The sequence below is a fragment of the Streptomyces sp. MS06 genome (assembly GCF_047200655.1).
Classification (GTDB): Bacteria; Actinomycetota; Actinomycetes; order Streptomycetales; family Streptomycetaceae; genus Streptomyces.
Genome location: NZ_JBJZOJ010000001.1, coordinates 70,572 through 84,824, shown reverse-complemented (window position 1 = coordinate 84,824; position 14,253 = coordinate 70,572). Strand labels below are relative to the sequence as shown.

The following is a 14,253-nucleotide window of genomic DNA, read 5'->3' as shown; positions in this document are numbered from 1 at the left end:
TTTTCTCGCCAGCCCGGCGCTGACGCGCGCGCCATGCTGGACCCATGCGGAACGCCATGCACACCGACCGGGAGCGCTGCCTGCGCGCCGTCCGGTCCAGGGACGCGCGCTTCGACGGCTGGTTCTACACCGCAGTGCTCACCACGCGCATCTACTGCCGGCCGAGCTGCCCGGTCGTCCCCCCGAAGCCCGGCAACACGGTCTTCTACCCCAGCGCGGCCGCCTGCCAGCAGGCCGGGTTCCGCGCCTGCAAGCGCTGCCGCCCGGACGCCAGCCCCGGATCACCCCAGTGGAACCGGCGAGCCGACCTCACCGCCCGCGCCATGCGCCTGATCACCGACGGGGTCGTCGACCGCGACGGCGTGGCGGGTCTCGCCGCCCGGCTCGGCTACAGCGCCCGCCAGGTGGAGCGCGAACTCCTCGCCGAGCTGGGCGCCGGTCCGCTCGCCCTCGCCCGCGCCCAGCGCGCCCAGACCGCCCGCCTGCTCATCGAGACGACCGCGCTGCCCATGGCGGACATCGCCTTCGCCGCCGGATTCGCCTCCGTGCGCACCTTCAACGACACCGTGCGGGAGGTCTTCGCCCTGTCGCCGAGCGGGCTGCGCGCCCGCGCGCCGCGGGACGCGGCCCCGCCCGGCGCCTCCGGCGCCCTCTCCCTGCGGCTGCCGTTCCGCGCACCGCTCCACCCGGACAACCTGTTCGGGCATCTCGCGGCCACCGCGGTGCCCGGGGTGGAGGAGTGGCGGGACGGCTCCTACCGGCGCACCCTGCGGCTGCCGTACGGGCACGGCATCGCCGCCCTCGCACCGACCCCCGACCACGTGGCCTGCCGCCTCCTCCTCGGCGACCTGCGCGACCTGCCCGTCGCGATCAGCCGCTGCCGCCGCCTGCTCGACCTGGACGCCGACCCGGTCGCAGTCGACGGGCAACTGCGCCGGGACCCGGAGCTCGCGCCGCTGGTCGACAGGGCCCCCGGACGACGGGTGCCGCGTACCGTCGACGAGGCGGAGTTCGCCGTCCGGGCCGTGCTGGGCCAGCAGGTCTCCACCGCCGCCGCCCGCACCCACGCCGCCCGCCTGGTCACCGCGCACGGGGACCCGGTCGACGATCCGGAGGGCGGCCTGAGCCACCTCTTCCCCACCCCGGAAGCACTCGCCGCGGCAGACCCCGAGGCGCTGGCGATGCCCCGCACCCGCCGCACCACGTTCACCACGCTCGTCACCCGTCTGGCGGAGCGCCGCCTCCACCTGGGCCCGGACTGCGACTGGGCGGACGCCCGCGCGCACCTGTTGTCGCTGCCCGGATTCGGCCCCTGGACGGTCGACGTCATCGCCATGCGCGCCCTCGGCGACCCCGACGCCTTCCTCGCCACCGACCTCGGGGTCCGCCGCGCCGCCCGCGGCCTCGGGCTGCCCTCCACGCCCGCGGCCCTCACCGCACGCGCGGCCGCCTGGCGCCCGTGGCGGGCCTACGCGGTCCAGTACCTGTGGGCCACCGACAGCCACCCGATCAACTCCCTCCCCGTTCCCTCCCCTTCCGAGGACGTGCACCGATGAAGCAGCACACCGTGATCGACAGCCCGTACGGCCCGCTCACCCTCGTCGCCGAGGACGGCCTGCTGTGCGGGCTGTACATGACCGAGCAGCGCCACCGCCCGCCGGAGGAGGCGTTCGGAACGCCCGACGCCGGTGCCGTCCCGTTCGCGGCCGCCGAGGAGCAGCTGGAGGCCTGGTTCGCCGGCGAGTTGAAGGAGTTCGACCTCGAACTCCGCCTGGACGGAACACCCTTCCAGCGCAGCGTCTGGCGTCAGCTGCAGCTCATCCCGTACGGCGAGACCCGCAGCTACGGCCAACTCGCCGACGCGCTCGGCAAACCCGGCGCCTCCCGCGCCGTGGGACTCGCCAACGGACGCAACCCGATCGGCATCATCGTGCCCTGCCACCGCGTCATCGGCGCCAACGGCAGCCTCACCGGATACGGCGGCGGCGTCGGCCGCAAGCAGCGGCTGCTGGACTTCGAGGCGCGGACCGCCCTGTTCTGACCGGACTCCCCGGGACCCGCGGCGCTGTCGCAGCCGCAGCCGCAGCCGCAGCCGTAGTCGCTGTCGCAGCCGCAGCCGTAGTCGCTGTCGCCGAGGGCGCAGGCGGAGGCGGACGACGCACGGCACCCCGGCGCTCCGGCGGGATGCCGCCCGGGTGCCGGGGCGCCGCGGCGCGGGTGCGTCAGTGCGCCAGGGAGATCCCGAAGGCGTCGCCGTCGCTGCCTGCGGACCATCCCAGGTCCTTCTCGGCCAGCGCGACCGCGGACTCCAGGGTGCCGGGCCTGACCTTGAGCACGGTGACCGTGCCCGCCGCGTTGCCGGGTGCTCCGACGAGCGGTTCGACGCGGCCGTTGCCGTCGGTGTCGAGGGCGCCGACGGTCCAGCCGAAGTGGTCGCCGACGGCGACGACGCCGGGAACGCCCGCGGTGTCCTGGTCGATCCACAGGGCGCCGCTGGAAGTGATGCCGGCCGTGTCGTGGCCGAACAGGACGAGCGCGGCACCGGAGCCGGTGGCGGAGCCGATGGCCTCGCTGCGCATGCCGACGATCAGGTCGTCGACGCCGTCGCCGTCGAAGTCGCCCGCGGCGAGCGAGCTGCCGAAGTAGTCCTCGGACTCGGGTCCGCCGGCGATGCCGGGGGTGTCCTGGTCGAACAGGTCCACGCGGTCGGTGGACAGGCCGTTGGCGTCGCCGTAGAAGACGGCCAGGCGTCCGGCCGCGCCGCGATCGCCGATCTCCTGGTCGGATACGCCGACGGCGACATCGAGATAGGGGTCGTCGTTGAAGTGGCCGAGGGCCAGGGCACTGCCCGCGAACTCGCCGATGCCGGCCACGTTTCCGGAGTCGATGTAGCCGCCCGCCGCCGGGGCGTCGGTGATGGGACCGTACATCACGTGCAGGGAGCCGCGGTCCGAGCTGCCGGTGATCTGCTCGCCGATGGTGGCGGAGACCAGGTCGCCGACGCCGTCGCCGTTGATGTCGCCGATGGCGACCTGCTCGCCGAAGCGGTCCTCGGGTTCCGGTCCGCCCGGGACGTTCGGGGTGCTCTGGTCGATCTGGACGGTGTCGGCGGCGCTGAGCCCGCTCGCCGAGCCGAACATCACCTTGATGGTGCCTGCGTTGGCCTTGCCGCCCGCCGAGTCCAGCGGCTGGCCGAGGGCGAGGTCGGCGTAGCCGTCGCCGTTGAGGTCGCCCGCGGCCAGGGAGTACGTGAAGATCTCGTCCCAGCCGACGGCACCCGGCATGCCCGCGGTGTCCTCGGTGAAGCTGTCGGTCCGGGAGTCGTAGATGCCGCCGGAGGAGCCGTAGTGCACCGTCAGCATGCCGGCGCCCTGCGTGTCGCCGATGGCCTCGATGGGGCTGGAGACGGCCAGGTCGGCGTAGCCGTCGTTGTTGAAGTCGGCGCTGGTGAAGTTCTGTCCGAAGCTGTCGCCGTCCTCGGCTGCGCCGGGGACCTGCGGGGACTGCTGGTCGATGCGCACGGACGTGCTCGCGGGGCCGCTGGAGGTGCCGTTCGCGATGATGACCGAGCCGGCGCCAGGGTGCCCGTTCACGGTGTTGCCGGGCAGGCCGACGGTGAGGTCGGGCAGGCCGTCGCCGTTGAAGTCGTAGGGCACCGCCGCACCGCCGGACCCGGAGGTGAGTGCGGCCGTCGTGATGACGGCCGTGCAGGCGAGCAGGGCGACCATCACGTGCCAGGCGCGGGGCCGGCGGCTGCGTACGGCAGGTGTGCCGGTGTCGGCGGTGTCGGCTTTCTCGGCCATGACTGCCCTTCACTTGTCCTTCGCTGCTGCGGAGTCGGCTCGACCGGGGGTGCCCGGACGCGGCTGGGTCCACCGGTGCCGGCCGTGCCGCGTGCGGTGCACGGGCCGTCCACAGGGGAGGACCACGGGCACTCCGCGTGGTGGACTGGGCGCGGCGCCTGCGGTCGATGACGCAGATTAGTCCTCCCCGCATCTCGAAACGATCACGACTGGGGTGCCGCAGCAGGGCCTGCCTCGAGTCCTCAAGGCCTCGCTTCTCCGTTGCTGGAACGGTGAGTTGGGCCTTCCGGACCGGTTCGCGCCGGCACTGCGGGCGGTTCCCGGAGCGTGATCTTGTTACCAATTCGTTGGCGTGCACATGGCTGAAAATGTCGCTGATCATCTAGTGTTTACGCCGCTCGGGTGTGTCGTGCCGTCAGGCGGGACGCGTCCGGCACCCCTGCTTCTGGCCGGTCGCCCGCGTACGGGCGACCGGCCTTGTGGTTTGAAGGAGTTCCGTGCCCAGCCGCTCCCGCCCCCGTTCCCTGACGGGCCTCCGGCACCGCCGTGCCGGGCGTCCGGCGCGCGTTGCCGCGCTCACGTCCGGCAGTGTGCTGCTGGCGCTGTGCGCGACCCTGCTGCCGTCGCCCGTGCTGACGTCGACGGCTAGGGCCGCCACCGCCCCCTGGGCGGACACGAAGGCGCCCGAGCAGCGCACCGGCAGCGCCGAGGGCCGCAAGCACGAGGTCGGAGCCGGGCGCACCGACGCGGGCGGCCGCAACTCCGCGGACCCCGGCGACCTGAAGACCGGCAAGGGCGCCCTGCCACTGCAGGACCCCGGACCGGGCTTCGTCCCCGTCGAGCCGAAGCCGAGGACGCCGAAGCTGCAACCGGCGCCGGCCGCGGAAACCGGGGACGAGGCCGGCTTCGACAGCCGCCGCAGCGTCGAACTCCCCGGCGAACGCACCGCCAACTCCAAGGAGTTCCAGAACCCGGACGGCACGCAGACCACCCGGGTCTACACCGATCCGGTGCACTACCAGGACTCCTCCGGCGCCTGGCAGGACATCGACACCTCGCTGGTGCCCGCGGACAAGGCCAAGGGCGCGGCCAAGGACACCGCGAAGGCCGGTGACCGGCTCGCCGCCGCCTCGGACGACACCGGACTGACCCTCGCCCGGCACGGCGACGACCGCAACCTGGCGGAACTGAAGGTCGACGACGGTCGGCACGCCGTGGGCTTCGGCCTCACCGGAGCCGGAGCCGCCGACGCCCGGGTGCACGACGACGCCGCCCACTACGAGGGCATCCGGCGCGACTCCGACGTGGTGCTGAAGGCGGCGCACGGCGCCGTCAAGGAGACCATCGTCCTCAAGTCCGCCGACGCCCCCCACACCTGGACGTTCCCCCTGGAACTGGGCGGACTGACCCCGTCCCTGGACGCGCACGGCGCCGTCCTGCTCAAGGACGCCGCCGGCAAGGCCCAGGCGGTCATCCCCAAGGGCTGGATGGAGGACTCCTCCCACGACCCGAAGACCGGCGGCCCCGCCCTCTCCGGCGACGTCGACTACCGCCTGGTCCACCACGGCGCCCAGTGGTCCCTGGAGGTCGACCTGGACGACACCTGGCTGAACGCCCCCGAGCGGGTCTTCCCGGTCAAGGTGGACCCCAGCGTCGACGACATCGACACCAACGGCGACTCCTTCGTCCAGGACGACTGGCCGGACAGCAACTTCGCCGGTGACGACGAGTTGAAGATCGGCAGCTACGACGCCGGCGGCAGCCGTGCCATCAGCTACATGCGCTTCGACAACGTCACCAGCCAGCTGAAGAACCGCTACATCCTCAACGCCGACCTCGGCCTCTACAACGTCTGGTCCTCCAGCTGCACCGCGCAGAAGATGACCGTCAACCGGGTCGGCGGCTCGTGGAGTTCGACCACGGTCACCTGGAACAACCGGCCGCCGAGCGCCAGCAACGTGATCGCCTCCGACTCCTTCGCCTACGGCACCGACTGCGGCGGCTCGAAGTACCGCGTCATCAAGCTCGGCCAGAACGGCACCGACCTGGTCCAGGGCTGGGTCGACGGATCCATCACCAACAACGGACTGGCGATCTGGGCCGACTTCACCACCTCCGGCCCGTGGAAGCGCTTCGGCAGCGCCAACTCGACCAACAAGCCCTACCTGGCCATCACCCACACCGGCTACGGCGCCCAGTACACCGTCGGCTCGCAGACCGCCCCGGTGACCGGCGGCCAGAGCGGTGAGGTCTCCGTCAACGTCAAGAACCTCGGCGACTTCACCTGGGAGCCGCTCGGCTGGAACGAGGTACGCCTCGGCGCCCGGGTGCGCGACTACAGCACCGGCGCCCTGATGAACCAGGTGGCCTTCACCCGCCTCAACGAGCGCCTCACCCCCGGCGACGACGCCACCCTCAACGCCCGCATACCCGCGCTGCCACCGGGCAAGTACAAAATCAACTTCGACGTGCAGCGGCTGCGGGACCAGAAGTGGTTCTCCAGTGAACAGGTGACCCCGTACACCGCCGTCGTCACCTCGGTCGACGTCGGCCCGCACATCGCCGCCATCTACCCCCGCCCCGGCGGCCAGGTCGGCAGCCTCACCCCGGCGCTCTTCATGGACGCCCAGAGCATCGACAACTACCCGGCCGGCGCCGCCATCGACCACTGGTTCGAGGTGTGCGAGGGCACCACCTCCGCCCCGGTCAACTGCTTCAACTCCGACTGGCAGAGCCGCCGCACCTGGAACGTCCCGGCCGGCAAGCTGACCTGGGGCAAGCAGTACGTCTGGCGGGTCAAGGCCCGCGAGAACGGCCTGTCCAGCCCCCTCACCCCCTACTACACGTTCACCACGGCGGTCGAGCAGCCCGCGATCACCTCCCACCTCGGCGGACAGGGCCTGAACGGCACCGGTCACGAGGTCGATCCCGGCATCGGCAACTACACCACCACCGACACCGACGCCACCGTGGCGACCGTCGGCCCCGGCCTGACCGTCACCCGCACCTACAACAGCCGCGACCCGCGCTCCGACAACGCCTTCGGCGCCGGCTGGTCCACCCGCTACGACATGCGGATCGAGCCCGACGACGACGGCACCGGCAACGTGGTGGCCACCCTGCCCTCCGGCCGCCAGGTCCGCTTCGGCAGGAACCCCGACGGCAGCTACGCGCCCCCGTACGGCAGCTTCTCCACCCTCACCGCCGTCACCGGCGGCGGCTGGAAGCTCACCGACAAGGAGCAGACCGGCTACGTCTTCGACGACGGCGGGCGCATCACCGGTGTCACCGACTTCCGCGGCCGCGCCGAGACCTTCGCCTACAACGCGTCGGACGAGCTGACCACCGTCACCGCGACCGGTGGCCGGGCACTGCACCTGACCTGGTCGGGCGGGCACGTCGCGACCGTCACCACCGACGCCCCCGAGGCCGGCGCCGACCCGCTGACCTGGACCTACAGCTACTCCGGCGACAAGCTGACCGGGGTCTGCGGTCCCGAGGACGCCGCCGGCTCCTGCACCGCGTACACCTACGGCACCGGCTCGCACGCCCGGACCGTCGTCCAGGACGCCGGACCGCTGGCCTACTGGCGCCTCGACGAGGAGCCCGGCTCGACCAAGGCCTCCGGCGACCTGCTGCCCGGCGGCACCGACCACACCGCCACCTACCGCGACGTAGCGCTCGGCACCGACGGCGCCCTGACCGGCAGTACCGACACGGCCGCCACCTTCAACGGCACCACGTCCTCGCTGCAACTGCCCAACCAGCAGTTCACCGACAGCCCGTTCCTGACCGTCGAGATGTGGTTCCGCACCAGCACCTCCGGCGTCCTCGCCACGCTGCAGAACAGCGCCCTGGACACCACGCCGTCGCAGTACAGCCCGTTCCTGAGCGTCGACGGCGACGGGAAGCTGCGCGGGCAGTTCTACACGTCCGAGTACACCGGTACGAAGCCGATCGTGTCCGCGCAGGCCGTCACCGACGGTGCCTGGCACCACGTCGCCCTGACCGGCGCGGGCAGCACACAGACCCTGTACCTGGACGGCGCCGAGGTGGGCAGCCTGTCCGGCACCGTCGAGATGCGCGACGGCCAGCAGGTCTTCGTCGGCGCCGGCTACGCCAACCAGGGCTGGTCGGGCCTGTCCAGCGGCACCCACTACTTCACCGGCGACATCGACGAGGTCGCCGTGTACACCCGCCCGCTGGGCGCGCAGACGATCGCCGAGCACCACGCGGCCGGTTCCGCGGCCCAGCAGCTCACCGAGGTGACGCTGCCCAGCGGCCGCACGCACTCCCAGGTCGCCTACGACACCCAGCACGACCGGGTGTCCTCCTACACCGACGGCGACGGCGGCACGTACCAGGTCTCCGACTATCGGCGGACCGGCACCGAGGCCCGGCCGGCCACCGACGACCAGCCCGCCGTTGCCGCGAAGACCACCGCCACCGTCACGGTCACCGACCCCGACGACCGCGAGTCGAGCTACACCTACGACCCGCTGCAGGGCTACCGGCTGATCTCGCAGACCGACGCGGCCGGCCACACCGGCACCTTCGACTACGACACCGGCGGCTTCATGGCCGCCACCACCGGACCCGACGGCACCGTCACCCGCCTCGGCCACGACGAGCGCGGCAACAAGGTCTCGCAGACCACCTGCCGTGACACCGCCGACGAGAACACCTGCCACACCACCTACTACAGCTACTACCTCGACGCCTCCGACCCGCTGGACCCGCGCAACGACCAGCTGACCGCCGAGCGGGACGCCCGCAGCGCGAGCGCCACCGACGACACGTACAAGACGTCCTACGGCTACGACGCCTACGGCGACCGGACCTCCACCACCACCCCGGCCACCCCGGACTTCCCGTCCGGCCGCACCGAGACCCACACCTACACCGACGGCACCGAGGCGGCGGTCGGCGGCGGCACCGTCCCGGCGGGCCTGCTGTCCACCACGACGGACGCCCGCGGCGGCACCACCACCCGCGCCTACACCGCGGCCGGCGACCTGGCGTCGCTGACCGACCCGGCCGGCCTGGTCACCGAGTACGCCTACGACGCGCTCGGCCGCGAGACCGGCAGCACCGTCGTCTCCGACGCCCACCCGAACGGCGTCACCACGACCACCGCCTACGACGGCGAGTCCCGCCCGACCACCGTCACCGGGGCCGCCACCACCAACGCGGTCACCGGCGAGCAGCACCAGGCGAAGACCACCTACACCTACGACGCCGACGGCAACCAGCTCACCGAGGCCGTCGCGGACACCGCGGGCGGCGACGCCACCCGCACCACCGCGTACACCTACGACGCGCACGGCCGGGTCGCCACCGTCACCGACCCCGAAGGACGCACCGAGGCCTACGGCTACGACGCCTACGGCCACCGCACCAGCCGCTCCATGGCCGGCGCCTACAGCTACCGGTCGACCTACACCGCGCTCGGGAAGCTCGCCACCCGCACCCTGGAGGACTACACCGGCGACCCGAACGACCCGTCGGCCGCCACCGACCTCGTCCTCGACTCCTACGCCTACGACCCGGCCGGCCGCCTCGCCGAGCACACCGACGCGATGGGCCGCACCACCCGGTACACCTACTACGACGACGGCTTGCAGGCGAAGGAGATCCTCTCCGGCTTCCACGACCCGGACGGCTCCACCCGCGACCTGGTGCTGAGCGAGCGCACCTACGACGCCGCCGGCCACCTCACCGAGGAGACCACCGGCAACGGCAAGGTCACCACCGCCTACGAGGTGGACGCCGCCGGCCGCACCACCGCCCAGGTCCTCGACCCCGACGGCCTGGCCCGCCGTGTCGCCTACACCTACGACGCCGGCGGCGCGATCACCGGGGAGACCCGCACCGGCGCGGGCGGCACCCGCACCGAGAAGGTCACCTACCAGCGCGACGTCACCGGTGCCATGACCCGGCGGACCGTGGAGAACGGCACCGACGACCTGGTCACCACCCGCGTCGTCGACGACCGCGGACTGACCGTGTCGGAGACCTCCCCGCGCGGCAACGCCACCGGGGCGAACGCCGCCGACCACACCACCGACTACACCTACGACGCGTTCGGCCGCCTGGTCGAGACGCAGTCCGCGCCGGTGACCGTCGAGACGCAGCAGTCCTCCGCGACCGCCCGCCCGACCCGCACCGTCGGCTACAACACCTTCGGCGAGGCCGTCGACAGCCGCGGCCCCGACGGCACGGTCGTCCACACCGACCTGGACGGGCTGGGCCGCCAGGTCGCCACCACGCTGCCCGACTACACCCCGCCGGGCGCCTCCGCCCCGCTGACCGCGCAGATCACCCGCACCTACGACGCCAAGGGCGACCTGGCCGCGGAGACTGACGCCCTCGGCCACACCACCACCTACACCTACGACCAGCTCGGCAACCTCGCCAAGGCGACCGCCCCGGCCCCGACCGACGGCGCGTCCGCCCCGGTGTCGACGTTCACCCACGACCTGCTGGGCGAGCAACTGTCGGCCACCGACCCGAACGGCGCCCGCACCGAGGCCACCTACGACGACCTGGGCCGCCCGGTCACCCGCACCCGGATCGAACGGCAGCCCGCACCGGGCGCGTTCACCACGAAGCTCGCCTACGACGACGCCGGCAACCAGGTCTCGGTGACCAGCCCGACCGGCCTGGCAGCCACCAGCACCTACAACGCGGCCGGAGACCCGCTCACCACCACCGACGCCGCGGGCGGCGTGACCACCCGCACCTACGGCCCGACCGGCCTGCCCGCGTCGGTGACCGTCCCGCAGGGCCGAACCACCCGCACCACCTACGACCTCGCCGGCCGGGCCACCGCGACCACCGACGAGGACGGCACCGGCACCACCCTGCGCGTCACCTCCTCCACCTACGACGCCGACGGCAACGCGGTCGCGGTCACCGACGCGCTCGGCCACACCACGACCCGGACCTTCGACGCCCTCGGCCACCTCACCGGGCTCGTCGAACCCGTCGACGCCGACACCTCCATCACCAGCACCTTCGGCTACGACGCCGACGGCAACCGCACCCGGTTCACCGACGGCCGCGGCAACACCACCTGGTACACGTTCACCAGCCACGGCAAGCCCGAATCCGTCGTCGAACCGGCCACGGCCACCTACCCGGCCGCCGCGGACCGCACCTGGACCACGGTGTACGACGCGGCCGACCGGCCGGTGCAGGAGATCCAGCCCGGCGGCGTGACCCAGCAGCGCACCTACGACGCGCTCGGCCGGATCACCCGGGCCACCGGCTCCGGCGCCGAGGCGTCCACCACCGCCGACACCTTCGGCTACGACGCCGTCGGCCGCGTCACCTCGGTGAGCGCACCGGGCGGCACCGACACCTTCGCCTACGACGACCGCGGCGACCTGCTGTCCTCGGGCGGCCCGTCGGGCAGCGCGACCTTCGCCTACGACGAGGAGGGCCGCCTCACCGGCCGCACCGACGCCGCCGGCCAGGCCACCTTCGGCTACGGCAGCGCGGGCCGGCTCACCTCGGCGGCCGATCCGCTGACCGGCACGACGCAGACGTACGGCTACGACACCGCCTCCCGGCTCACCTCGGTCCAGTACGGCGGCAGCGGCGCCACCCGCACCCTCGCCTACGACCCGCTGGACCGGCTGACCTCCGACACCCTCAAGGCACCGGGCGGCACCACCACCGCCTCCGTGACCTACGGCTACGACGCGGACTCCCGCCTCACCTCCAAGTCGGCCACCGGCACCGCCGGTTCCGGCAGCCAGAGCTACGGCTACGACCGGGCGGGCCGCCTGACCAGCTGGACCGGCGTCAACGGCAACGTCACCGACTACACCTGGGACGCCGCCGGCAACCGCACCTCCGCCGGCACCGGCACCGCCACCTACGACGCCCGCAACCGCCTCGTCAGCGCCGGGAACACCACCTACACCTACTCGGCCCGCGGCACCCGCACCGGCAGCACCGACGGCAGCACCAGCCACACCGCCGCCTTCGACGCCCTCGGCCGGATGACCACCGCGGACGGCACGACCTACGCCTACGACGCGCTCGGCCGCCTGGTGAAGCAGGGCAGCCAGACCCTCACCTACGCCGACCAGTCCAACAACCTGGTCGCCGGAGGCGGGCAACTGGTCCTGCGCAGCCCCGACGGCGAGGCCCTGGCCTCCGCCGCCACCGACGGCACCGGCGCCGCCGCCGTCCTGTCCGACCAGCACGGCGACGTCACCGGCACCTTCGACCCGACCTCGGGCACCCTCGCCGGCTCCACCGGCTACTCGCCCTTCGGCAAGGTCACCGACCAGTCCGGCACCCAGGGCACCCTCGGCTACCAGGGCGAGTACACCGACCCGGACACCGGCCAGGTCGACATGCACGCCCGCTGGTACGACCCGGAGACCGGGGGCTTCTCCGCCCGCGACTCCTGGACCCTGAGCCCGGTCCCGTCCGGCAACGCCAACCGCTACGCCTACGGCGCCGGCAACCCGCTCACCACGACCGACCCGAGCGGTCACTGCTTCGGCCTGTGCGTGCTCGGCGGCATCGCCCTCGGCGAGGCCCTGGTCGACCTGGGCGTGGCCACCACCGTGGCCACCGTGGTCGGCGGCGGAGCGAAGTGGACGGCCGACCACTGGGACTCGTGGACGTCCTCCGGCTCGTCCTCCAGCTCCAGCAGCGCCGCCACCTCGTCGAGCGGACTGTCGTCGTGGAGTTCGTCCATCTCGCAGTCGGCGAAGGCCGCGGCCGCGGCGATGGCGGCGTACGCGACGTCCCTGCTGGACTCCCCGTCGACCACCACCGACTCCTCCGACACCTGCCACAGGAGGTGCTCGGGGCGCGGCAACGGCAAGCCTAAGGGCCGCCCGAAGGGCGACCCCGACGGCGATCCGAACGGTGACCCCGGGCGCGGCCCGCAGCGGCCCCGAGGCCCGATCAAGCCCCCGCCGCCCCCGCCGCCGCCGTGGGCCCTGCTCATCAAGCTCGCCCTGCAGAGCGTCGCCGCCCGACCGACCACGGACCCGGACGCGGACACCGAGCACAAGCGGTTCGTCGACGACGCGTTCACCAGGGCGCAGAAGGACCTGCACCTCACCCCCGAGCAGCTGAAGAAGTACTTCAAGTACAACCCCGACGGCGACACCGACCTCGACCCGCGCAACGCCCCGTCGCCGCAGCCCAGCACCCCGCCCGGCAGCGGCAACGGCTCCGACGACGACCCGTGCTCGCGTCCGAAGTCGGAGCGGTTCCACTACCAGCCGATGGTCAACAACCGTCCGCAGGGGGCGGTCGCGGTCATCTGCCCGAGCGACCTGAAGAAGCCGAACCAGGGGCGTGACGACGGCGGCAACCCGTACGTCGCGGGCTTCCCCGACCCCAACCCGAAGGACAGCGACGACCTGTACATCTACAACCGGACGCACATCATCGCGGACCGGTTCGGAGGCGACTGGATCTCGGAGAACCTCTTCACCGGCTATCGCCTCATGAACACCAGTGGCATGAAGCGATGCGAGAACAGGATCGCCAAGCAGCTCCGCGCTGGCCGAGCGGTCCTCTACTCGGGACAGCTGAGCTATCCGAACACCACGACGCCGCAGCCGGACGCGATTCAGATGACGGCCATGACGAAGAACGGAGTACTGTTCAACACCTCCGTCGCGAATCAGCAGAGGAAGGGCCACTCATGTTGAGCCGTCTCAGCGAACTCGAGCGCGTCCTGCCCGGACTGCGGGCCGCACGGCCCGCCGAGCGCAGGCACATCGACTGGTCGGCATACGCGGAGGCGCTGGGCACGGATGTACCCGGTGACTTCAAGGAGCTGAGCGAGGCCTACCCGACGATCGAGGTCGCTGGGTTCCTGCTCGTCGGCACCGCGAAGCCGGGGCAGGAGGCCCGGTCGGCCACCAGCAAGCTGCGCGGTCTGGACGTGCTGGAGGATCTGGCGGAGGACGACATGGCTCACGGCTATGTGCCCTACCCGCAGCCCGGCGGCCTGCTCCATTGCGCGGAGACGAGTTCCGGAGACATCTTCTACTGGCGCACGGGCGGTCCGGATCCGGATGCCTGGCCGGTGGTCGTGAGTACGCGGAACGACGACTGGTGGGAGCACAAGGACGGCCTGGTGTCCTTGTTGGCCGGGCTGATCTCGGGAGAGGTGCAGCCCTGGGGGCTGCCCGATCCCTTCCCCGGTGGCGACTCGGACGTCAGGGTCGGCTGATCGAGCAGGCGGCGGGCCACGGACGACGGTCCGTAGCCCGCAGCGGCTCGGTCGGCGGTGCTGCCGGCATGCGCTTCCGTACTGCATGTGCATGTGCATGTGCATGTGCATGTGCGGGTGCGGGTGCGGGTGCGGGCCGGACGCCGGGAGCGACGACGTGTCGCGTCCCCGCACTTTCCACCGGCATCAACATGACGGCTGTTTCCGATACCGATGGAGTTCTGTTCAGTGGGG

The 14,253-nt window shown here is 72.4% G+C and carries 5 protein-coding genes; 4 read left to right on the top strand and 1 reads right to left on the bottom strand.

What is annotated here, in order from left to right:
- Nucleotides 1-56: 56 nt before the first annotated feature.
- Nucleotides 57-1,556: an AlkA N-terminal domain-containing protein gene (locus tag ACL02U_RS00360; RefSeq protein ID WP_412788632.1), complete on the top strand. Its 1,500-nt coding sequence runs from the start codon at nucleotides 57-59 to the stop codon at nucleotides 1,554-1,556.
- Nucleotides 1,553-2,041, top strand: coding sequence for a methylated-DNA--[protein]-cysteine S-methyltransferase (locus ACL02U_RS00355; RefSeq protein ID WP_412788503.1), 489 nt, complete (start codon nucleotides 1,553-1,555; stop codon nucleotides 2,039-2,041). Before ACL02U_RS00360 ends, ACL02U_RS00355 begins: the two co-directional genes overlap by 4 nt.
- A 181-nt stretch (nucleotides 2,042-2,222) precedes the next feature.
- Here ACL02U_RS00355 and ACL02U_RS00350 read toward each other — a convergent pair whose 3' ends face one another.
- A complete protein-coding gene (locus ACL02U_RS00350) occupies nucleotides 2,223-3,803 on the bottom strand; it encodes an FG-GAP repeat protein (protein WP_412788502.1) in 1,581 nt (526 codons plus the stop codon).
- Nucleotides 3,804-4,300: 497 nt separating this feature from the next.
- Between ACL02U_RS00350 and ACL02U_RS00345 the strand changes: the two genes are divergently transcribed.
- Nucleotides 4,301-13,492, top strand: coding sequence for a DNRLRE domain-containing protein (locus ACL02U_RS00345; RefSeq protein WP_412788501.1), 9,192 nt, complete (start codon nucleotides 4,301-4,303; stop codon nucleotides 13,490-13,492).
- Nucleotides 13,486-14,019 carry a hypothetical protein gene (locus tag ACL02U_RS00340; protein WP_412788500.1) on the top strand — a complete coding sequence of 178 codons (534 nt, stop codon included), beginning with the start codon at nucleotides 13,486-13,488 and terminating at the stop codon, nucleotides 14,017-14,019. The genes ACL02U_RS00345 and ACL02U_RS00340 overlap by 7 nt, the downstream gene beginning before the upstream one ends.
- Nucleotides 14,020-14,253: the final 234 nt, after the last annotated feature.